The organism is Marinobacter sp. (assembly GCF_048259445.1).
Classification (GTDB): Bacteria; Pseudomonadota; Gammaproteobacteria; order Pseudomonadales; family Oleiphilaceae; genus Marinobacter.
Genome location: NZ_JBLXHQ010000019.1, coordinates 62,019 through 85,022 on the forward strand (window position 1 = coordinate 62,019; position 23,004 = coordinate 85,022).

The window sequence follows — 23,004 nt, forward strand, 5'->3', positions numbered from 1 at the left end:
TGGATATATCTGAAAACGAAAAACCCGCAGTCTGCCAGTCAACTGGTCGATTGCGGGCTCCGTACTTTAGTTCATACTCTGCGACGTGGTCAGTTCACCTTGCCACAACACTGCTTGTACTTTTTGCCGGATCCGCAAGGGCAAGGTTCGTTACGACCCACCTTGCGCTCCTGCCGCACGAAGGTTTCAGGCGTCGTCTGCCGGGAATCTCCACCGCCGCTGCTGTCGCCACGCTCAGCCTCACTCTGTGCTGTCGCGCTGGTCTCATCGTGGCGCAAGCGTGCCTTGGCGAGCTCCAGCTCAAGAGCCTCCTTACGGCGACGCTCGACCTCTTCCATTTCTTCACGGCTTTGAACCCTGACGTGACAGAGCACGCGGGTCACATCACGCTTCATGCTCTCAAGCAGGGTTTCAAACATGTTAAATGCTTCCCGCTTGTACTCCTGCTTGGGGTTCTTCTGGGCATAGCCGCGCAGGTGAATACCACGGCGCAGGTGATCCATATTCGAGAGATGTTCTTTCCATAACGTATCGAGAACCTGCAGGAACACCTGCTTCTCGAATTTACGCATGGAATCAGCACCGGCCACTTCTTCCTTGGCTCGATAAGCTGCCACGATTTCATCAAGAATTTTCTGGCGCAGGCTTTCTTCGAAAAGCTTCTTGTCTTCTTCCAGCCAGGTCTGGATTGGCAGGTCGACAGCCATTTCCGACTGCAACTGAGTTTCCAGCCCCGCCACGTCCCATTGCTCAGGCATGCTCTGAGGCGGGATGTGTTCACTGATCAACGTATCAACAACATCCTCGCGGATGGTGTTAACCATCTCAGAGACATCTTCTGATGACATGACCTCGTTACGCTGGTCGTAGATCACAGTACGCTGATCGTTAGCGACATCATCGTACTCAAGCAGCGTTTTACGCATGTCGAAGTTACGCCCCTCGACCTTGCGCTGGGATTTTTCAATAGCATTCGTGACCATGCGGTGTTCAATGGCCTCGCCCTTCTTCATGCCCATTGCCTGCATCAGGCTCTTGACACGATCCGGCGCAAAAATGCGCATCAGGTTGTCTTCCAGAGACAGGAAGAAGCGGGAAGAACCCGGGTCACCCTGCCGCCCTGCACGGCCACGCAACTGATTGTCTATACGGCGGGATTCGTGGCGTTCAGTACCAACAATGTGCAGGCCTCCGGCCTCCAACACCTGATTATGACGCTCTGTCCATTCTGCCTTGAGGCGCGCAATCTCTTCCTCTGACGGGTTATCCAGCCCGGCGACTTCATGTTCCCAGTTGCCGCCCAGCACAATGTCCGTACCCCGGCCAGCCATGTTGGTGGCAATGGTAACGGCACCGGGGCGGCCGGCTTGGGCAATAATCTGAGCTTCTGATTCGTGCTGCTTGGCGTTAAGGATCTTGTGCTCTATACGTGCTTTTTTCAGCAGCATCGAGAGTAACTCCGATGCTTCGATAGAAGCGGTGCCCACAAGAATTGGCCGACCCTCACCCGTAACATCCTTGATCTCATCGATGATGGCGTGGAACTTCTCTTCCTGAGTCAGGTATACGAGGTCGTTGTAATCAATCCGCTGAATGGCCTTGTTCGGCGGGATAACCACCACATCCAGCGCATAGATCTGGCGAAACTCGAAAGCTTCGGTATCAGCCGTACCGGTCATACCGGCGAGCTTCTCGTACAGCCGGAAATAATTCTGGAAGGTTGTTGAAGCCAGAGTCTGACTCTCAGCCTGAATCTTGAGGCCTTCTTTGGCTTCCATCGCCTGATGCAAGCCCTCGCTCCAGCGACGACCTGGCATGGTGCGACCCGTGTGCTCATCAACAATGACAACCTGACCACCCTGAACGATGTAATCCACATCTTTCTGGAACAGGTGGTGGGCACGCAGCGCTGAATGCACATGGTGCAGCAGGCTCAGATTGGCAGCTGAATAAAGACTTTCACCTTCCTGCAGAAGTCCGCGACTCAAAAGCAGTTCTTCAACCCTTTCATGGCCCGTCTCGGTCAATTCGACCTGACGCGACTTTTCATCGATAGTGAAATCGCCGGAGGGTTCGCCTTCCTCACTGACTTCACCTTTTTGCAGGCTGGGGATCAATTCATTAATGGCAAGATACGCTTTCGAGCTGTCTTCAGCTGCGCCAGAAATAATAAGGGGAGTACGGGCTTCGTCGATAAGAATCGAGTCAACTTCGTCCACAATCGCATAGTGTAGACCCCGCTGCACCTTGTCGTCGGTGCTGAATGCCATGTTGTCGCGTAGATAATCGAAGCCAAATTCATTGTTCGTGCCGTAGGTAATATCGGCCTGATAAGCGGCTCGCTTGTCCTCCGGAGCCTGTCCGGCAACTACCACACCTACCTGCATACCAAGAAAGCGGTATAGTTTGCCCATCCACTCAGCATCACGGCTGGCCAGGTAATCGTTCACGGTTACAACGTGCACCCCTTTACCCGGCAAGGCGTTGAGATAAACAGCAGCAGTCGCGACCAGTGTTTTACCCTCACCGGTCTTCATCTCCGCAATCCGACCCTCATGCAGGGTAATGCCGCCAACCAACTGCACATCGTAGTGGCGCATGCCCATAACACGCCGCCCCGCCTCACGAACGGTTGCAAAAGCCTCAGGCAGCAGTGCATCAAGACTTTCGCCTTCATCGAGCCGCCGACGGAATTCGGCCGTCTTACCCTGCAACTCGGAGTCCGCCAGATTGCCAAACTGCTCTTCAAGCTCATTAACACGCAAGGCAAGCTTACGCATCCTCTTGATTTCTCGGGCATTTTTACTGCCGAACATCTTGGTTGCAAACTTTGAGAACATAGACCACTACTTCTTTGATTAAACGGAGGAAGCCGGCATTCTAACCTTATTTTGTAACAGTACAAAAGGCAGGGCTCACATAGCCAGCGTTCAGTGACTATCCTGTGCCAGATACCGGGAGCTGACGAGCCTGATGAGACTGGCGGGAACAAAGTAAACGTCAGGCGAAACCTGAAGTTCTAGCGGCTGGCTCTCTTGATGTAGGTTTCCGGATTCTCACTTTTTCCGTTGCGAATGACTTCAAAGTGAACATGAGGCCCAGTGGAACGACCAGTGCTCCCCATCAGCGCCAACACCTGCCCTTTCTGGATTACATCACCCACTTTAACCTTGATCGTTTTGCAGTGAGCATAGCGGGTAACCAGGCCGTCACCGTGATCGACTTCAACCAGATTACCGTAACCAGAGCGTTCGTCTGCGTAAGAGACAACGCCACCAGCTACAGAGATGATATCACTACCTTCCTTACCTGCAAGATCGACGCCTGCATGCCAGGTACGCTTGCCACTGAACGGATCAGAGCGGTAGCCATAACGTGAAGATAACCAGCCCCAGGTGATCGGACGACCTTCCAGATACAATTCATCTTCAAGCTTTTGACGCGATGAAACCTGATCGAGAAGCCTGAGTTGCTGCTCCCGATCCTGCATCTTGAGTTCCAGCTCGTCGATCATCCGGGTCAATTCCGGTGCCGTGAAAGAATCCGCAGAAAGAGAGTCTTCAGGACCACCGACAGCTGCCGGCTGATTAAAATCGAATTCATCGCTGGCAACCAGGCCTGATTCGACGAAGCGCTGGCCCAATGCATCGAGGCGCAGTAATCTACCCTGAATCTCGCCAAGGCGCAGTGTCAGTGCATCTACCTGATACTGCACATTTTGCTGCAGCCCTGCCAGCTCAGCTTTCTGTTCGCCCAGTCTGCTTTGCCATTCGGCTACAAGCTCAGAATCTGATGGCTCCCTTGCTTCGGCCTGACTCATTGCGATGGTGTACCCACCCCAGGCCGTTGCAACCAGCAAGGCGGCTACAAAAAGGGCCAGAACAAAAGCGACTGTGCCGTTCAGGGCGAGCACATGAGACGCTCCGTGGCGTTTGCCAACGAAAATGATGTTCATAGTGTCTTCTGGTTTCATCGATGAGCTGCAATCCTGTCCTGTAGTGCTGCAGCTCAAAATGTTCCGAGTGGGTCTGCCATCCTTAGCAACAACTACGTACTGATAAATCGCAGCGCCCGGTAGACATACTCATTTACATCAAGGTAAAACAAGAGAAGCACAGGCACCACGCGTAAAACGTGCAGAAGTGTAACCAATCGTTATCGCGGCCGTCGAGAAAAAACGCCCTATGAACCGAAAAAATGATCAAAAAATGACCTTCGACAACCTTGGCAGAACTCCGGTTCTGCGCGAATTGGTCGCAAAAGCCAATGCGCACCGCAAAGCAGAAGAAGAGGTTGTGGCCGCGTTACCGCCAGCGCTGGTTCCGGGTACCCGATTTGTCTGTTGCCTGGAAGGGGAGCTGACTCTCTCGGCGGAGAACGCAGGAAAGGCCAGCCAGATTCGTTTTCGCCAGCACGAGATCATGGAAAAATTGCGGGAAAACGAGCTGTTTCGATTCGTGTGGAAGCTCAAGGTAAAAGTTGCGCCACCAAGGTTCCATGAAAAACCGCCAGCGAAAAAAATACCTTTAAGTAAAGAAAATGCCCGACTCCTCAAAGAGGAAGCCGGGCACACGAAGGATCAAAAACTACGCGAGGTTCTCGAAAAACTCGCAAGCCACGTGCGGGATTAAGGCATCCAGCCTTAAGCCGGCACCGCCAGCACAGGTTTCATGTAGGAGATAGGCGCGGTTTCTTCGTTATCGAAGGTAACCACTTCCCATGCGTCCTCTTCTGCCCTGAGCTTGCGCAGCAGCTTGTTATTCAGATCGTGACCGGACTTGATGCCACGGAACTCACCAATCAGGCTGTTACCTAAAAGGTAAAGATCTCCGATCGCATCCAGGACTTTGTGTTTGACGAACTCGTCATCATAACGAAGACCGTCTTCGTTCAGGATCTTGTAATCGTCTACCACAATAGCGTTGTCCACACTGCCACCCAGCGCCAGATTCATCGCCCGCAGCTTTTCAATGTCACGCATAAACCCGAAAGTCCGGGCGCGACTGACTTCCTTGACGAAAGACGTACTTGAAAAATCAACGGTCGCTGTCTGGGCACGGCCTTTGAACACAGGATGATCAAAGTCGATGCCGAAGCTCACCTTGAAGCCCTCGAACGGCAAGAAGGTTGCCTTCTTGTCGCCTTCTTCAATGGTTACTTCCCGCTTGATTCGAATGAATCGCTTGGCAGCTTCCTGCTCGGCAATGCCGGCAGACTGCAGCAGAAAAACGAAAGGACCGGCGGAACCGTCCATAATCGGCACTTCTGCAGCGCTCAGTTCAACATAGCAGTTATCAATGCCGAGACCAGCCATAGCGGAGAGCAAATGCTCAATTGTCGCTACACGGACACCGTCTTTTACCAGCGTCGTGGACAGCATGGTCTCACCCACATTTTCAGCGCAAGCGAGAATTTCGACCACCGGGTCGAGATCTGTGCGCCGGAAAATGATTCCCGAATCTACCGGAGCCGGCTTCAGGGTAAGGTAAACCTTTTCCCCAGAGTGCAGCCCGATTCCGGTAGCACGGATCGTGTTTTTAAGTGTCCGTTGTCTGATCATCGGTTCGTTATTCCGTAAAAAATGGCGATATTCAAAGCAAAAATCTGGGCGCAGAATATCAAAGAATGCGCCTGAGTACCATTTGCCCAACCTGACATTGCCTGAAACTCATGCAATATCGGCTATTGGTGATCAGCGCTTCATTATCCGGATCAGCGGCCTATCTCTAAAGATACGAACCCGCACCGGACGGATATTGCAACAGATTATCAGTCCGCCTGCCTCCGAAGGAATGCGGGAATATCGAGATAGTCGACTCCCTGCTCTTCACTTTCTTTGCTCTGGTCTACGGCCACGTTACCGTGTGATACCGCACGACGACGCAGGATTGCAGGGCGATCCAGCTGATTGTAGTCCGTCTTGCCATCCAGGGTACGCGTGTTATCAACAACCTTGGTCGGCTTTTCACGATCGCCACCAAGCCCGGTTGCAACAACGGTTACCTTCAATTCGTCGGTCATTTCCGGATCAATGACGGTACCGACTACCACGGTGGCAGTGTCAGACGCGAATTCACGCACAATATCGCCGACTTCGGAGAATTCGCCCAGATTCAGGTCCATACCTGCAGTGATGTTGACCAGAATACCTTTAGCACCCTGCAAATTGACATCTTCCAGAAGCGGGCTGCGAATAGCAGCTTCTGCAGCTTCCCGCGCGCGGTTCTCACCGGTAGCACGAGCGGTACCCATCATCGCCATGCCCATCTCGGACATAACCGTTTTAACGTCGGCGAAATCGACGTTGATCATACCGTTGCGGGTGATCAGATCGGCAATACCCTGCACAGCTCCCAGCAGAACATCGTTAGCGGCTGCGAAAGCATCGAGCAAGCTCGTCTTTTTACCAAGTACAGCGAGAAGCTTTTCGTTTGGAATCGTGATCAGCGAGTCAACGCTTTCTTCCAGCTCTTTAAGCCCCTGCTCAGCCAGGCTCATCCGCTTGCCACCTTCAAAATTGAAGGGCTTGGTAACCACGGCAACGGTCAGTATGCCCATTTCCCGGGCAACTTCCGCAACCACCGGCGCAGCGCCCGTGCCCGTTCCGCCACCCATGCCGGCGGTGATAAACACCATATCCGCGCCCTTGATGGCTTCGGCGATACGATCACGATCTTCAAGCGCGGATTGACGACCGATCTCAGGGTTGGCTCCGGCACCCAGTCCTTTCGTGATGTTTCCACCCAGCTGAATAATCTGACGGGCGTCCATATCAGCCAGTGCCTGAGCATCTGTGTTGGCGCAGATGAACTCTACACCTTCGATGTCACTGTTAAGCATGTGGCGCACTGCGTTACCGCCGCCACCGCCAACACCGACTACTTTGATGACAGCGTTTTGTTGGACATTATCGACAAGTTCAAACATTCCCCTTCTCCTTCGTGCTGTTTCAGCCTTGTTCCAGGCTGTTTATTCGAGTTTGTATTTTCGAGATACCTTCGTTTACTGCCTGCCCGGAACCGTCAGAAATGACCGGTAAACCAGGCCTTCATGCGCTCCAACAGCGAGGGTGCATCCTCACCCTTGAGCACCGGTGCCCGGCCAAGATCCATCTGCCGGAAACCGTGAATCAACAACCCGACGCCTGTGGCGTAGATGGGGTTATTAACAACTTCTGTCATACCGGAAACAGCATGCGGACACGCCAGCCGCACCGGCATATGGAAGATTTCTTCCGCCAGCTCCACCACACCTTCCATGGTGGAGGCGCCCCCGGTAATCACGATGCCCGCCGGAACCAGATCCTCAAAACCTGAACGGCGCAGCTCTGACTGCACGAGGGTAAACAGCTCCTCGTATCGAGGCTCAACAACTTCCGCCAGCGCCTGTCGCGACAGGTCGCGGGGTGCTCGGTCGCCAACGCTGGGCACCTTGATAGTTTCATCAGCACCCGCCAGCTGCGTCAGCGCACAGGCGTATTTGATTTTGATCTCTTCGGCATTCTGCGTGGGCGTTCGCAAAGCCATCGCGATGTCGTTGGTAACCTGGTCGCCGGCGATAGGAATAACGGCTGTGTGACGGATGGCGCCGCCGGTGAACACAGCAATGTCTGTGGTACCGCCACCCATATCCACCACGCAGACACCCAGCTCCTTCTCGTCCTCGGTGAGAATCGCATGGCTGGAAGCCAGCTGTTCCAGAATGATGTCATCGGCCTCAAGACCGCAGCGGCGAATACATTTTTCAATGTTCTGCGCTGCGTTAACGGCGCATGTCACCAGGTGCACCTTCGCTTCCAGACGCACACCGGACATACCCATGGGCTCCTTGATACCTTCCTGGTTATCGATTACAAATTCCTGCGGCAGAATGTGCAGGATTTTCTGATCTGCAGGAATGGCGACAGCCTGTGCCGCGTCGATAACCCGGTCGATGTCCGCCTGAGTCACTTCCCGGTCGCGGATCGCCACAATACCGTGGGAGTTGAGACTCTTTATGTGGCTGCCGGCAATCCCCGCGTAAACCGAGTGAATTCGACAACCCGCCATCAGCTCGGCTTCTTCAACCGCTCGCTGGATCGCCTGAACCGTGGTTTCGATATTGACCACCACGCCCCGCTTCAGTCCCCGTGACGGATGGGAGCCAATACCCACCACCTCAATGGTTCCGTCCATCTTGCGTTTGCCGACAATCGCAACCACTTTCGAGGTTCCGATATCGAGGCCGACAATCATGTTTTCCGTTTCAACCGATGACATGTGTTCCACCAAACCGTAGGTCTGAATTTACTGTTTCTATGTTTTCGGGCCGGAAGCAGCCTCGGCTGGCTTCCATTGAACCGCTACACCGTTGGTGTAGCGGGCATCTACCCGGCTGACTTCGTCCGACCGCGATATAAGCCGGTTTTCATACACAGTGATAAAACGTTCAAAACGCTTCGCAACCTGATCCCGCCCGAGCACCACTTCAATGCCGTTCGAGAGACGAAGGGTCCAGGCACCTCGTCGTTCCAGTGACAGTCCTGAAAACCCCAGGTCATGCCCCATAAGCTTGTCACTCATGGTTCGGGCCATGCTGATCACATCACGCACCCGCTCATCCGGCCCCGAAAGCTGGGGCAAGCGCCCGGCTACTTCCGGGTTGGGCGGCAAAAAGAGCTCTCCTGTGCGACTGACCAGGCGGCCGTCATTCCAGTACGCCAGGGGCTTTTTCTCCCGGATATTGATTTCCAGGCGATCCGGCCACACCCGGCGTACCGCTACCGTCTCAATCCATGGCCGCTTCTCGAGATCAGCTTTGATTTCCGAAAGATCCGTCGAAAAATAGCTCTTGCCGATCCAGTTTCCGGCTTGTCGCTCAATGGCAACGCGGCTGTCGCCCACAAATTCACCGTTCACATCAATAGCCAGAACCTGCTGATCCATGGCAGCCAGAACCTTGCCCGTTGCCCATGGCACCAGGCCCGCCAACAGCAGCACCGCAATACCCATACCAGCCTGCAGCCAGGGTACGGCAGCAAGAATCGCTTTCAACACACCAAACCGGTCCTTCTCCGGCCCGAGGGAGGTTGCTCCCCTGCGCCGGGGAGGGTCGGACGGTATCGCCCGGCTCCGGATCAGCGGTGTCTCAAGCATCAGCAGCCTCCAGCGTGTCGCTAAGAATCCTCACAACAAGCTCTTCAAAACTGATTCCGGCGGCTCTGGCAGACATAGGCACCAGGCTATGGTCGGTCATGCCCGGCACGGTATTGACTTCCAGCAACCAGAACTCGCCGTCCTTATCCTGCATGATGTCTACCCGACCCCATGTGCGGCAGCCGACTACCCGAAAAGCTTCAAGTGCAAGGTTCTGTAATCGCACTTCATCCTGGGGCGACAAGCCGCAGGGGATTCTGTAGCGGGTGTCATCCGCCAGATATTTCGCGTCATAGTCGTAGAAGACGTGGTCCGTGCTCAGCCCTATGGCCGGAAGCGCGCTGTCCTGAAGCAGGCTGACAGTAAATTCCGGACCCTCTATCCACTCTTCGACCAGAACCAGATTATCCAGCGCAGCAGCCTGCTCGTAGGCTTCAGCCAGCTCCGCGGCTGTATTTACCTTGCGGATACCGATACTGGAGCCTTCTCGAGAAGGCTTTACACTCAATGGCGTGCGCAACTCCCGAATAATCTGTTCGGCCTCGTCGGTGGCCGACATGGTTCTGAATTCAGGTGTTGGCAGACCGCAACCCGCAAACACATATTTGGTGCGCAGTTTGTCCATCGCCAGAGCAGAGGCCATCACCTCACTACCAGTGTATGGAATACCCGCCTGAGACAGGATCGCCTGCAAGGTGCCGTCCTCTCCTCCGCGACCGTGCAACGCTATGAAAACCCGGTCAAACTCCGGGCTCTCAACGGTTTTCAGAAGGCACCCTTGAACATCTATACCAAACGCATCAACGCCGGCAGATACCAGAGCCGCAAGAACCGCCTTACCGCTTTTAAGAGAGACATCGCGCTCCGCGGAATCTCCCCCCATAAAAACAGCCACGCGCCCCAGCGCCCGAACCACTTCTGGCTCAGCCTGATACGCTGGTATCCCGGGATGCTGCATATCACTCACCTGTAACTACTCCTGCTGCTGCCAACCGACTCGCCACACCACCGATGTCACCAGCCCCCTGTGTAATCAGAAGGTCACCATCCTGAAGCACACTTTCCAGCAAGCTCTCGATTTTGCGATTGTCATCTACAAATACGGGCTCCACCTTGCCTCGCTGCCTTATGCTGCGGCAAAGCGCACGGCCATCAGCACCCGGAATGGCGGGTTCGCCGGCGGAGTAAACGTCCATCAACAAAAGGCCATCGACCTCAGACAAAACCCGAACGAAATCTTCATAAAGATCACGGGTGCGGGTGAACCTGTGGGGCTGATATAACATCACCAATCGCCGCCCTGGCCAGGCATCATGAGCTGCGCGAATCACTGCTTCTACCTCAGTCGGATGGTGACCATAGTCGTCCACCAAAGTGACCGTACCTCTGGGCGTTTTGTAATCTCCGCTGACCTGAAAACGTCGCCCGACACCCGCGAAAACTGCCAGTCCCCGGCAAATGGCTTCATCCGCAACACCCTCATCGGTAGCAACCGCTATCACCGCGAGCGCATTCAGCACGTTATGGCGCCCGGGCATTTTCAGCTCTACAGTCAAGTCGCTGCGCCCGCCGGGACGCTTCACCAGAAAGTGGGTTCTCAGACCATCTGTAACGATATTCTCGGCACGATAATCTGCTTCGGGATTGCTGATGCCATACGTGATAATCGCTCGCGAAATACGCGGAATTATTTCCTGCACATAGTCATCGTCGACGCACATAACCGCCACGCCATAGAACGGCAGGTTATGGAGAAAATCCACGAAGGTCTGCTTGAGCTTTTCAATGTCGCCGTCATAGGTATCCATGTGATCGGCTTCAATGTTCGTAACGACAGAGATCACCGGCGTCAGGTGCAGAAACGAAGCATCACTTTCATCCGCTTCTGCCACCAGATAGCGAGAGCCGCCCAGCTTGGCGTTGGTGCCTGCACTGTTCAGCTTGCCGCCGATCACAAAGGTGGGATCCAGCCCGGCTTCACCAAGCACCGAAGCGATCAAACTGGTGGTGGTGGTCTTTCCGTGGGTACCTGCAACAGCGATACCATGGCGGTAGCGCATAATCTCCGCCAGCATTTCCGCCCTGGGCACAATAGGAATCCGCCGACTGCGAGCCGAAGCCACTTCAGGGTTATCAGAACCTACCGCCGAAGACACCACAACCACGTCTGCTTTGGCGCTGTTTTCTTCCCGGTGGCCAATCTGCACCTCAATTCCCATGGCCTTGAGACGTGCGGTGACCAGGCCCTCTTTCAGATCTGATCCGGAGATGTCGTAACCCTGGTTTTTCAGCACCTCGGCAATTCCACTCATGCCGGCACCCCCGATGCCCACAAAATGAATGTGGCGAATCCGGCGCATTTCCGGTACCTGAAAAACAAGTGGCGGATTGGTTATATCAGCCATTAGCGGCCTCCAGACAGTAATTCACGACTCTCTCCGTTGCGTCGGGACGAGCCAGCGTGCGTGCAGCCTTTGCCATATCCATGACCCGGGCGCGATCCCTGGCAATATCGCCCAGGGTTTCCGCCAGCACGGCCGGCGTAAGCCGTGACTGTGGTATGAGAACGGCCGCCTTCGCGTTCACCATTTGCTGGCCGTTTTTCGTTTGGTGGTCATCCACCGCATGGGGAAACGGCACCAACACTGCTCCGATACCTGCGGCACAAAGCTCCGAGACCGTCAGGGCACCCGCACGGCACAGAACGATATCGGCCCAGCTGTATGCCTCTGCCATGTCTTTGATGAACGGTTCCACATCAGCATCAACGCCGTGCTGCTGATATGAAGCGCGTGCGGCTTCCAGATTCTTCTCGCCACACTGGTGCCTGACCTGCGGCCTTTTCTGTTCCGACAGCATTGCCAGTGCCTCTGGCAGCTGCTCATTGAACACCTGAGCCCCCAGGCTGCCGCCGACCACAAGAATGCGCAGTGGCTTGTTCTGTTCACCGGATTCACCAGAGCGCCCGGCCATTCTCTGCTCTGGTGCCGGCAGGGTTGCCAGATCTTCGCGCACCGGATTGCCGGTACACCGGGTAATCACATCCGGGCCAAAGCTTCCGGGGAAAGCCTCCAGAACTGTTTTCGCAAACCGCACAAGAATGCGGTTGGTCATGCCGGCGATGGCGTTCTGCTCGTGAATCACCAGGGGCGTTCGCGTTAGCCATGCAGCCAGGCCGCCAGGACCGGTTACAAACCCTCCCATGCCAACCACGCAATCCGGGCGAATACGACGCATAACCGTGAAAGCTTCACCCAGCGCCCGCATCAGGCGGAACGGTGCCATAACCAGGGCCAGCTTGCCTTTACCCCTTAGCCCTGAGATATGAATCAGCGAAAGCGGAATGCCGGTATCGCCAATCAACCGCTCCTCCATGCCACCGCTGGCGCCCAGCCAGTGCACTTCATGCCCCCTGGACTCAAGCGCCCTGGCGGTAGCCAGAGCGGGAAACACATGGCCCCCGGTACCTCCAGCCATCATCAGAAACCGGCGCGGCTCAGTCATAGCGCGCTCCTCCCCGCTTACGGGAACCGGTCTTTTCGGTAGCCTGTTTTTCCTTGTCCAGTCTTTCCATCTCAACCCTGGCCAGAATTCCAATACAGACACAGCTGATCATCAGGCTGGACCCGCCATAGCTGACCAAAGGCAAGGTCAGCCCCTTGGTGGGCAACAAGCCGGTGCTCACAGCCATATTGATACCCGCCTGCAGACCGATCAGAAGCGTAATACCGTAAGCAAAACAGGCACCAAACGGCATATCGGCCTTTGCAGCTCGACGGGCAATCACAAAACCGGTGACAACCAGCACGGTAAACAGCCCGAGCACGATCAATGAACCCAGCAACCCGAACTCTTCGGCAATAATCGCGAAAATAAAGTCCGTATGAGCCTCTGGCAGAAAAAACAGCTTCTGTATCGAGTTACCCAGGCCAACGCCGCCCCATTCACCCCGGCCGAAAGCAATCAGCGACTGAGTTAGCTGATAGCCGCTATCGAACTGATCCTTCCAGGGGTCCAGATAGCTGACGACGCGCTTCAGGCGATAGGGCTGAGTCAGAACCAGTACCACTCCGAGCACCACCAGAGTTGCAATCAACGGCACAAACCGGCTGAGCCGCACACCACTCAGGAAAATCATGCCCGCGGCGGCCGTTACCAGAACTACTGTGGCCCCGAAGTCGGGCTGAATAACCAGCAGTGCAGACGCCACACCCAGTACTACCAGAGGTTTCAGGAAGCCCGGCCAGGTATTCAGTAACTCGTCACGCCGGCGCACAACGTATCCCGCCAGGTAGGCAATCAGACACAGCTTTGCCACTTCCGACACCTGAACATTGAACAGGCCAAATGGAATCCAGCGGGTTGAACCGTTCACCGTGCGACCAAGCGGTGTCAGCACCAGAATCAAGGACAGCAGGCCGATACCAAGTAACAACCACCCACTGCGCTCCCACCAGGCCACGGGCACGTTAACCGCCACCAACGCGAGCATGCAGCCCATAGCAGCGAACATGAGCTGGCGAATCACGTAGTGGTAACTGTTACCCATGGTTTCGACCGCCATATCCATAGAGGCTGACGAAATCATCACCACCCCTATAATCAGCAGTGCAACCGAACTGATAACCAGCGCTGACAAAGGCTGAATATCGCCCAGCCACTGAGCCCTAACGGGGGATACTGACAATCCTGCCTGCATCACAGCACCTCCCCCATAGACTGAACCAGAGCGCTGAATTGCTCACCGCGATCCATATAGTCCCGGAACATATCAAAGCTTGCGCAGGCGGGAGAAAACAGAACCCGGTCTCCTTTCAGCGCAAGCTCTGCCGATTTTTTCACTGCATCAACCAGCGCTGCTGCCCGATAGACGGGGACGCCGGCATCTACCGCTTCTGCAATACGGTCTGCGTCATGGCCAATCAATATCACTGCCCGGCAGCAGGCTGTAACCGGTGCCTTCAGATCAGAAAACTCTGCCCCTTTGCCTTCTCCACCCGCAATCAGCACTATTTTTGCGTCGCCTTCCGGCACCAGACTTTGTATGGCTGCGACCGTAGCTCCGACATTCGTGCCTTTCGAGTCGTTGATGTAATCAACATCGCCAAACCTGCGTATGAACTCACACCTGTGTGGCAAACCGCTGAATTGACGCGCAGCATCCAGCATGATGCTCATTGGCAGCCCGGCGGCATGACCCAATGCCAGCGCTGCCATCACATTGCTGAGGTTGTGCCAGCCAATCAGCTTCAACTCACCGGCATTCAGAAGATTATCGAACCCAAAGGTAAGCCAGATGCCCTGATCATCTTCCCGAGTGCTGAAGGTCTGCGGATTGACACGATTGAATCCGAAACACAGGAATCGCAAATTATCCCTGGCCATCGGCGTACTCAGCGCATCATCCAGATTTACAATAGCGTTCTTGCAGCCACGAAAAATTCTCTGCTTGGCCTGGAAGTAAGCCATCTTGTCCGGATAGCGATCCAGATGATCGTCACTGACGTTCAGTACCGTTGCCGCCAGCGCATTCAGCTCTCCGGTGGTTTCCAGCTGGAAACTGGATAGTTCAAGCACATACAGCTCCGCGCCAAGGCCCAGCAAATCCAGCGCGGGTGTTCCGATATTTCCGCCCACCTGAACCTTGCGACCGGCTGCCCGCGCCATATCACCAAGAAGAGTGGTGACCGTGGTCTTACCGTTGGAACCGGTTATGGCAACAACCGGCGCATCGGCAGCTTCGGCAAACAGATCAATATCGCCCCTTATGCGCGCACCCTTTTCAGCGGCATGAGCAATGGCAGGCTCAGCGATATTGATTCCAGGGCTGACGATCAACTCGTTGAAGCCAGCGAAAAGCTCACGATCAAACTGTCCCAGATGAACCGTGACATCCGGCCATCCTGCACGCAGGTCATCAAGGCCCGGGGGGGCTTCGCGGCTATCGGCCACCGCAATCTTCCGGCCCTGTGCAGACAGATAGCGCACGCAGGAGAGCCCGGTTTTACCGAGCCCCACTACCAATGTGCGACGATCTGACGTGATGACACTCATAATCAGTCCGTTTTCCTATCTTAACTTCAGACTGGCCAGGCCAATCAGAACGAGAATGACGGTGATAACCCAGAAGCGCACGATCACTCGCGGTTCCGGCCAGCCTTTGAGCTCAAAATGATGGTGCAACGGCGCCATCCGGAAAATCCGGCGACCGGTCAACCGGAACGAAGCCACCTGAAGGATCACTGAAACAGTCTCCATCACGAACACTCCGCCCATGATGAAAAGGATTATTTCCTGCCGCACGATAACTGCGACCACGCCCAGAGCCGCACCAAGTGCAAGTGCGCCAACATCCCCCATGAACACCTGGGCGGGATAAGTATTGAACCAAAGGAAGCCGAGCCCGGCGCCGACCAACGCGCCACAAAATACAATGAGCTCGCCGGTTCCAGGCAAGTAAGGGATCAACAGATAGTTGGCGAACTGAACGTTGCCGGACACGTACGCAAAGATACCCAGTGCGCCGGCGACCATCACCGTAGGCATGATGGCCAGACCATCCAGACCGTCCGTCAGGTTCACCGCGTTACTGCTGCCGACGATCACGAAATACGTCAGCAAAATAAAGAGAACAGGCCCCAGGGTCAGCGATACGTCTTTAACAAACGGCAGATAAAGCGATGTTTCCTGAGGCAACACCGAGCTGAAATACAGCACGATGGCTGCACCTGCACCAATCAGCGATTGCCAGAAATACTTCCAGCGGGCAGGCAAGCCGCGAGGATTGCGCTCCACAACTTTGCGGTAATCATCAACCCAGCCGACGGCGCCAAACAGCAGGGTGACCAGCAAAGTGACCCACACATAACGGTTTGACAGATCCGCCCACAGCAGTGTGGTGATGCCGATAGAGACCAGAATCAGAGCACCACCCATGGTCGGGGTGCCTGCTTTGCTGAGGTGCGTCTGCGGCCCGTCATCACGGATCGCCTGACCAATCTGGTACTGACTCAGCTTTCGGATCATCAACGGCCCGATAACCAACGAGATCAGGAGGGCGGTCAATGTTCCCAGAATCCCGCGCACGGTCAGGTACTGAAACACTGTCAGCGCCGAAAAATACTGTGATAGAACCTCTGTCAGCCAGAGAAGCATGCGTTATTCACCTTGTTTTTAATCCCTTCCACCACGAGATCCATGGCGGCGCTTCTGGACCCTTTCACCAGCACGGTCATCGGCGGCTCATTAACAAGAGCCATGGCCTGCACTGCTTCTTCATGCGTCTGATACATTTCGGTTGTTTCGCCATAACCGTCGGCGTAGCCTTCGCAGCCGGCACCCACTGTCATAAGACGGTCAATTCCGAGTTCGGAAGCAAAGGCTCCGACCTCGCTGTGCAGTTCACGGGCAGTTGGCCCGAGCTCACCCATGGCGCCAAAGACTGCAATGCGCTTACCATCACGACTTGCCAGAACACTCAGCGCCGCTTTCATAGACGCCGGGTTGGCGTTGTAACTGTCATCGATGACCGACAGCCCCCCCGAAAAATCGACAACCTGCAGGCGGCCGCGGACCGGTTGCACTCCGGCCAGTCCTTCGGTAACCGCAACATCCGTTGCTCCCAGCTCGCGAGTTGCAGCGATAGCAAGAAGGGTGTTGGTTACGTTGTGTTCGCCTTCCAAAGGCAGGGTTAACGTGCACGACCAGCCTTCCGGCCCTGCAATCACAATTTCCGGCTTTTGATTCTGAGGCTGTTTAACACTGGCGCTGTAATCGGCCTCCGGGTGGCCATAGCGGCTGACACTGACAACCCGGCGACTGCCGGCACGTGCGCGCCATTGATCAAAGGCAGGATCGTCACGATTCAGAACAACCAGGCCGCCCTCGGTAACACCTTCAATAATCTCGCCCTTGGCCAGCACTATGTTTTCATAGCTGCCAAAGCCTTCAAGATGCGCCTGGCCGGCGTTCGTGAGAATCACCACCTGTGGGCGAGTCATAGCCACCGTATGTGCAATTTCGCCGAGCCCGCTGGCACCGAGTTCGATAACGCCATACTGGTGAGCAGGCTTCAGGCCAAAGAGAGTCAGCGGAACACCAATGTGATTATTCAGATTGCCGCGGGTCGCCAGCGTATCGCCCATACGAACCAGAATGGCGGCGGTCAGTTCTTTAACGGTGGTTTTGCCACTGCTGCCAGTGATCGCAATCAGTTTCGCATCACTCTCGTTGCGGTTGCCTGCAGCCAGTCCGGCCAACGCATCAACGGTGTCAGCCACAACCAACTGAGGCATATGCCGGGGGCTGTCTAACGTGCTATCGCGACTGCTATCGAGAGCGTTATCTAGAGCGCCGTCAAAGGTATCAACCACGGCAGCACAGGCTCCCAATCGCTTCGCAGCCTGCAAAAATTCGTGGCCATCAAAATTCTCGCCACGCAGGGCAACAAACAGATCACCTGGCTTCAGAGCACGCGTATCGGTGGAAATATCAGCAAACCTGACAGCGTCGAGCCCCGTGGATCCGCACACGGCATTGATAAATCCCACAGCCTCAGCCAGTGAAAAAGCGCGCATCATGCTGCACCTCCCTCAAGTCTCAACACCTGGCGAACCTGGGCAACATCGCTGAACGGAAGCTTCTGACCGGCGACCTCCTGCCAGGCCTCATGACCTTTGCCCGCTATCAGGACGAGATCTTCCGGCGTTGCCATGTTGACAGCGAAACGAATTGCCTCGGCCCGGTCATGAATGACGGTTACAGCTCCGGCGTCTGAAAAACCTGCCAGAGTATCCTGCACAATGTCTGCCGGGCTTTCGGAACGTGGGTTGTCATCCGTAACAACGATCACATCTGCACCCGCTTCTGCCTCTTTCGCCATTTCCGGGCGTTTTCCGCTGTCACGGTCGCCTCCGCAGCCAAAAACACATATCAGCCGGCCAGTTACATGCGGCCTTAGCGCAGCCAGCGCATTAGCCAGGGCATCGGGTGTATGGGCGTAGTCCACAACGGCGCGAATTCCGCCCACTCCACAGAACCGTTCGAGCCGGCCAGGAGGCGGAACCAACTGTCTTACAAACTGCTGAACCTGCTCTGCCGACACGCCCAGCGTCATGACCGTCGCAACTGCCGCGAGCACATTGCTGGCATTGAAGCTGCCCATCAGGGGCACGGAAAGCTCAAACGTACCCCACTCACCATCGACCGTTGCATGAAAACCCGAGTCCACAGGATGAAACTCTTTCAACCAAAGCTCTGTCTCGGATTCGTGCAGGCTGTAGCGAACGCGATCGCATTTGCCCTCAAGTTTTTTGTACAGCTGACGACCGAAAGGATCGTCAAAATTGATCACGGAAAAATGCACGTCCTCACGCTCAAACAGCCTGGCCTTGGTTGCACCGTAGGCCTCCATGGAGCCGTGATAATCGAGGTGATCCCGTGTCAGGTTGGTAAATATGGCTGCGGTTATGGTTAGCCCATCCACGCGCCCCTGATCCAGGCCGTGCGATGACACTTCCATTGCCGCAGCACGTCCGCCACCGGCGAGGATGCCGGACAACACACGATTGATCTGAACAGCGTCTGGTGTAGTGTGGGTCGCGCTCTGTAAGGCACCCGGCATGCCATAACCCAGAGTTCCAAGAACACCACAGGGCGTTCCCGCCTGGCTTAGCAACTGGGCAACATAATGACTGACCGAGGTTTTACCGTTGGTGCCGGTAACTCCTATCAGCCGGAGCCGGCGTGACGGGTGTTCGTAAAAACGGGCAGCAATTTTGCCTGTTAACTGCCGTAGTCCCACAACAGGTACGATGAGTGCACCCTGGCGCTCCCAGCACTCCATTTCTGCATCAGACTCCAGAAGCACCACCGTTGCACCGGCAGCTATGGCCTGATCCACATAATAATCCGCCGGCGTGTCTGCGCCCGCCAGTGCCACAAATGCATCGCCAGAACCGACGTCACGGCTGTCGGTCTGCAACCCATGAATGGTGACATCGAACACCGAAGGAACAGAAACAATACCCTGTAACAGGGTGCTGAGAGATGTTATGCACATAGGCTTACCCCCTCTCCCCTGTTTTTCCCGCTTGCGGGCCCGCGGCGCCAACTTCCAGCTCCGGCTTCACATTCAGGAGGCGCAGCGCATCACTCATCACCCGTGAAAAAACCGGCGCCGCCACTTCGCCGCCATAATATTCGCCAGACTGGGGCGCATCCACCGCCACAACCGTTACAATTCTGGGGTTATCAATCGGCGCCATCCCGGCAAAAATCGCCTTGTACTGGCTGTCTTCATACCCTTGAGCACCTACCAGGTGAACCGTTCCTGTCTTGCCTCCGGCGCTGTAGAAGCCAGGCTGAGCCCGCTTTCCTGACCCTCTGGAAACCACTTCTCCCAGCATGAGTCGCACATCACTGGTTACCTGCTCGGAGAGCACTCTTTCACCAACAGGTTTTTCATTAAGCTTGAGCAGGCTTAGCGGATAACGCACACCACCATTCGCAATAACCATGTAGGCCTGAGCCAGTTGCAGCGCATTTACGCTCATGCCGTAGCCGTAAGAGAGCGTTGCCTCTTCAGAGGGTCGCCACTTTGGCGGCGCCGGCAATACACCCACCGCTTCTCCCGGGAAGCCGATACCGGTTGGCTGGCCAAACCCGAGCCGTGCATAGAGATTACGAATCGTATCCCCACCCAACTCGGTGGCAATCTTGCTGACACCAACGTTACTGGACTTCACTATGATGTCGGTAAGGCTGATAACTCCGTAGTTCCTGTAATCACGAATCGTAAACCGACCAAAGCGGCGATAGCCGGGAGAAGTATCAATCGTTGTGTTAGCAGAGTACTGCCCTGACTCAAGCGCAGCAGCCACAGAGATCGGCTTCATGGTTGAGCCTGGTTCAAAAAGGTCCGTGATGGCTTTGTTGCGGAGATTTCCCGGCGCCAACTGGCTGCGGTCGTTGGGGTTATATGAGCCCTGATTAACCATAGCGAGGACTTCACCGGTCTCAACGTCGAGCATAACGAGTGTGCCGCCACGCGCTTCATGGGCGCTGACCACGGCTTTCAACTCGCGATAAGCCAGATATTGCAGACGCAGATCAATACTCAACTCCAGGTTCTGGCCTGGGCTGGCATCCCGAATAAGCGTAAGGTCTTTAATAATGCGCCCGCGGTTGTCCTTCAGCACGCGTTTGCGGCCAGATTCTCCGGACAACCAGTCATTATATGCCAGTTCCATGCCTTCCTGGCCGCGCTCATCAATGTTGGTAAATCCGACAACATGAGCGGTCACCTCGCCTGCCGGGTAATAACGCCGGTATTCCTGACGCGTATAAACACCGGGAATATCCAGTTCCATGGCCTTTGCGGCCAGCGCGGGCTGTATTTTCCGACGTAGATAAATGAATTCGCGCCCGGCGTAAGTTGCGAGGCGCTCACGCAGCTTGGCCTCACTGATATCCAGTACCCGTGCCAGGTTAGTCAGTCGCGGTTCGCCGGGGTCTGTTTCTGAAGGGTTGGCCCAGAGCGTTTGTACCGGAGTGCTCACTGCCAGAGGTTCGCCATAGCGGTCAGTCACCACACCACGGTGAGCATCGATTGCTTCTACACGAATGGTGCGCACATCACCCTGCTTTCGCAGAAAATCATTATCTACAACATGCAGATCAACCAGGCGCCAGCCAAGCGCCAGCACAACCACCAGGAACACACCCAGCACAGAGCCGAAGCGCCAGGCTTTCAAGCCTGCCGCCACCTTCTGCCTAAATGTTCTTGCTGACTCCTGGCTTGACAATCAGATCACCCTGAGACTGTTGTTATCATGAATTACCGGAATGCTAACGCGACATCAGAGGCACCAGGACGATGTCCTGACGCCCCGGAACCACCATGCTGAATCGCTCTGCTGCAAGTGTTTCGACGCGACCGTGCGCTCCCAGAGCACTCTGCTCCAGAAGCAACTGGCTCCATTCCGCCTGAAAACGATCACGCTCGGCTTGAAGCTGGGACAGCGTATTGAACAATCCGCGGTTCTCGTGGGCGCTGACAACAACACCGATCGATGAACCTACAAGCAGCGCAGCAAGAGCCAGCGACACCAGAACCTTTTTTTGCCGAGTGGCATCGAAAACACGCCGCGAAATCCTGACAGCAGCGACAACGCCCCCGCGAACCTTTTCTTTATTCAGTTTCGCCGGCTTTACCGCCGGCTCTATGGCTACCGCGCCCATAATTACGCGCTCCCCTGCGATGTCTGTTTTTTGTCGATGCGCTCAAGAACCCGCATTACAGCGCTGCGGGCACGAACATTCTCACTGACCTCGCCGGCACCGGCCTTGTTGGCCTTGCCAATCAACCTGAAGCCAGAAGCTTCCTGCTCAGCCGTCACCGGTATGCCTTTGGGCAACCTGGGGCCACGGGCGAGATCTCGCATGAAACGTTTTACCAACCGGTCTTCGAGCGAATGAAAGCTGATAACAACCAGCCGCCCACCAGGCGCCAGCCGATCTACTGACGCCCTCAGCCCGACTTCCAGGTCTTCAAGTTCGCGGTTAATAAAAATGCGAATCGCCTGAAAAGTGCGGGTTGCCGGGTGCTTGTGCTTCTCTTTTTTCGGTACCGCTTCACTGACCAGCGCGGCCAGCTGGAGCGTGGTTTCAATCGGTGTTTCTTTGCGCCGCTCGACGATCAGCCGGGCAATGCGACGGGAAAACTTCTCCTCACCGTAACGAAAAATCACATCCACGATCTCACTCTCTTCCGCGTATGCCAGCCACTCAGCTGCACTTGGCGACTGCAGTGGATTCATTCGCATATCGAGCGGGCCATCACGCATGAAGCTGAAGCCTCTCGATGCATCATCAAGCTGCGGCGACGACACACCCAGATCCATCAGTACGCCATCAACCTGCTCCCAGCCAGCATCGGATACCGCGCGGCTGAGCTCAGCAAAGGAACCATGGAAATATCCGAAACGGGGGTCATCTGCAGCCAGCTCTTCAGCTACAGTGATGGCCTCAGGATCCTTGTCGATACCCAGCAACTGGCCAGACGCGCCCAGACGCCCGAGAATAAGCTTGCTGTGACCGCCCCTACCAAAGGTGCCATCCACGTATTTGCCATCGGGATCGCTGACCAGATAGTCGACCGCTGAATCCAGAAGGACCGAGCGATGCGAAAACTCTGCTCCGACCTCCTGAGTGCGATCGGTGGTCATAGGGAGAGCGCCTCCATCTCGGGTGGCATATCATCATCACCGGAGGCTTCGTCCAGCCATGCAAACCAGCGCTCTTCACTCCAGAGCTCCAGCTTCTTACCCTGACCGATAAGCATCAGTTTTTTCTCAAGATGTGCATAACTGCGCAATGTGGGCGGAACCAGAATGCGCCCGGCAGAATCCATCTCCATGGGAGCAGCATTACCAAGCAATAGCCTTTGAAGGCGTCGTGCAGCTTTATTCATGTTGGGAAGTGCTTCGATTTTCGGGCGCAGGATCTCCCACTCAGGCTCCGGATAAACCAGCAGACACCGCTCTTCATCGGCATTCGCAGTCAATACAATGCGCCCACCGCAAGCCTGCGCGAGACCTTCGCGCACCTTGGTGGGGATCGCCAGGCGACCCTTCGCATCCATATTGATGGCATGACTGCCGAGAAAATTGCTCATTTACGCCGTCTCTGAAGACCTGAAAACCACAAAAAACCACAAGAAACCACTTTTTCCCACTTGTGCACACTATAGAAACACGCAATTCACAATGCAAGCGCCGCAAACAGCGGCCCTCTTGGGAAAGTTCCTTTTATGACAACAGGTTACGGACACTAACGTGAGAAAAAGGAGACATTACAGATAAGAAAAGAA

At 55.4% G+C, this 23,004-nt stretch carries 18 protein-coding genes and 1 pseudogene; 1 reads left to right on the plus strand and 18 read right to left on the minus strand.

What is annotated here, in order from left to right; all coding sequences use genetic code 11:
* Nucleotides 1–89: 89 nt before the first annotated feature.
* The gene (gene secA / locus ACN0RL_RS14030) at nt 90–2,840 is read right to left on the minus strand and encodes a preprotein translocase subunit SecA (RefSeq protein WP_417517826.1); all 2,751 of its coding nucleotides are present in this window, start codon (nt 2,838–2,840) and stop codon (nt 90–92) included.
* A gap of 179 nt (nt 2,841–3,019) precedes the next feature.
* Nucleotides 3,020–3,973 carry a peptidoglycan DD-metalloendopeptidase family protein gene (locus ACN0RL_RS14035; RefSeq protein ID WP_417517828.1) on the minus strand — a complete coding sequence of 318 codons (954 nt, stop codon included), beginning with the start codon at nt 3,971–3,973 and terminating at the stop codon, nt 3,020–3,022.
* Nucleotides 3,974–4,184: 211 nt separating this feature from the next.
* Between ACN0RL_RS14035 and ACN0RL_RS14040 the strand changes: the two genes are divergently transcribed.
* Nucleotides 4,185–4,631, plus strand: a complete 447-nt coding sequence (locus tag ACN0RL_RS14040; RefSeq protein WP_417517830.1) for a DciA family protein — start codon at nt 4,185–4,187, stop codon at nt 4,629–4,631.
* Nucleotides 4,632–4,642: 11 nt separating this feature from the next.
* Here the strand turns inward: ACN0RL_RS14040 and lpxC are convergent, their stop codons facing one another.
* The 16 genes and pseudogenes from lpxC to mraZ all read right to left on the minus strand — a co-directional run bounded on the left by lpxC (nt 4,643) and on the right by mraZ (nt 22,809).
* Nucleotides 4,643–5,560, minus strand: coding sequence for a UDP-3-O-acyl-N-acetylglucosamine deacetylase (gene lpxC / locus ACN0RL_RS14045; RefSeq protein WP_417517832.1), 918 nt, complete (start codon nt 5,558–5,560; stop codon nt 4,643–4,645).
* Nucleotides 5,561–5,885: 325 nt separating this feature from the next.
* A pseudogene (gene ftsZ / locus ACN0RL_RS14050) lies at nt 5,886–6,927 on the minus strand (cell division protein FtsZ); the annotation flags it as partial.
* A gap of 95 nt (nt 6,928–7,022) precedes the next feature.
* Nucleotides 7,023–8,258, minus strand: coding sequence for a cell division protein FtsA (ftsA, locus tag ACN0RL_RS14055; protein ID WP_417517834.1), 1,236 nt, complete (start codon nt 8,256–8,258; stop codon nt 7,023–7,025).
* 36 nt (nt 8,259–8,294) lie between these two features.
* Complete coding sequence (locus tag ACN0RL_RS14060) at nt 8,295–9,134, minus strand: cell division protein FtsQ/DivIB (protein ID WP_417517836.1); 840 nt, start codon at nt 9,132–9,134, stop codon at nt 8,295–8,297.
* Complete coding sequence (locus ACN0RL_RS14065; RefSeq protein WP_417517872.1) at nt 9,127–10,092, minus strand: D-alanine--D-alanine ligase; 966 nt, start codon at nt 10,090–10,092, stop codon at nt 9,127–9,129. Before ACN0RL_RS14065 ends, ACN0RL_RS14060 begins: the two co-directional genes overlap by 8 nt.
* Before the next feature lies 1 nt (nt 10,093).
* Nucleotides 10,094–11,539, minus strand: coding sequence for a UDP-N-acetylmuramate--L-alanine ligase (gene murC / locus ACN0RL_RS14070; RefSeq protein WP_417517838.1), 1,446 nt, complete (start codon nt 11,537–11,539; stop codon nt 10,094–10,096).
* Nucleotides 11,532–12,638, minus strand: a complete 1,107-nt coding sequence (gene murG, locus ACN0RL_RS14075) for an undecaprenyldiphospho-muramoylpentapeptide beta-N-acetylglucosaminyltransferase (RefSeq protein WP_417517840.1) — start codon at nt 12,636–12,638, stop codon at nt 11,532–11,534. Before murG ends, murC begins: the two co-directional genes overlap by 8 nt.
* Nucleotides 12,631–13,833, minus strand: coding sequence for a putative lipid II flippase FtsW (gene ftsW / locus ACN0RL_RS14080; protein ID WP_417517842.1), 1,203 nt, complete (start codon nt 13,831–13,833; stop codon nt 12,631–12,633). The genes murG and ftsW overlap by 8 nt, the downstream gene beginning before the upstream one ends.
* On the minus strand, nt 13,833–15,188 hold the full coding sequence (gene murD, locus ACN0RL_RS14085; protein WP_417517844.1) for a UDP-N-acetylmuramoyl-L-alanine--D-glutamate ligase: 1,356 nt from the start codon (nt 15,186–15,188) through the stop codon (nt 13,833–13,835). Before murD ends, ftsW begins: the two co-directional genes overlap by 1 nt.
* A gap of 15 nt (nt 15,189–15,203) precedes the next feature.
* On the minus strand, nt 15,204–16,289 hold the full coding sequence (gene mraY, locus ACN0RL_RS14090) for a phospho-N-acetylmuramoyl-pentapeptide-transferase (protein WP_417517846.1): 1,086 nt from the start codon (nt 16,287–16,289) through the stop codon (nt 15,204–15,206).
* Complete coding sequence (locus tag ACN0RL_RS14095) at nt 16,274–17,713, minus strand: UDP-N-acetylmuramoyl-tripeptide--D-alanyl-D-alanine ligase (protein WP_417517848.1); 1,440 nt, start codon at nt 17,711–17,713, stop codon at nt 16,274–16,276. The genes mraY and ACN0RL_RS14095 overlap by 16 nt, the downstream gene beginning before the upstream one ends.
* Nucleotides 17,710–19,194: a UDP-N-acetylmuramoyl-L-alanyl-D-glutamate--2,6-diaminopimelate ligase gene (locus ACN0RL_RS14100; RefSeq protein WP_417517850.1), complete on the minus strand. Its 1,485-nt coding sequence runs from the start codon at nt 19,192–19,194 to the stop codon at nt 17,710–17,712. Before ACN0RL_RS14100 ends, ACN0RL_RS14095 begins: the two co-directional genes overlap by 4 nt.
* 4 nt (nt 19,195–19,198) lie before the next feature.
* Nucleotides 19,199–20,938 (minus strand): peptidoglycan D,D-transpeptidase FtsI family protein, encoded by a 1,740-nt coding sequence (locus ACN0RL_RS14105; protein ID WP_417517852.1) that lies wholly within the window; start codon nt 20,936–20,938, stop codon nt 19,199–19,201.
* 43 nt (nt 20,939–20,981) lie between these two features.
* Nucleotides 20,982–21,374 (minus strand): cell division protein FtsL, encoded by a 393-nt coding sequence (ftsL, locus tag ACN0RL_RS14110; RefSeq protein ID WP_417517854.1) that lies wholly within the window; start codon nt 21,372–21,374, stop codon nt 20,982–20,984.
* Nucleotides 21,375–21,376: 2 nt separating this feature from the next.
* Nucleotides 21,377–22,360, minus strand: coding sequence for a 16S rRNA (cytosine(1402)-N(4))-methyltransferase RsmH (gene rsmH, locus ACN0RL_RS14115; protein ID WP_417517856.1), 984 nt, complete (start codon nt 22,358–22,360; stop codon nt 21,377–21,379).
* Nucleotides 22,357–22,809 carry a division/cell wall cluster transcriptional repressor MraZ gene (gene mraZ / locus ACN0RL_RS14120; protein WP_417517858.1) on the minus strand — a complete coding sequence of 151 codons (453 nt, stop codon included), beginning with the start codon at nt 22,807–22,809 and terminating at the stop codon, nt 22,357–22,359. The genes rsmH and mraZ overlap by 4 nt, the downstream gene beginning before the upstream one ends.
* Nucleotides 22,810–23,004 lie beyond the last annotated feature (195 nt).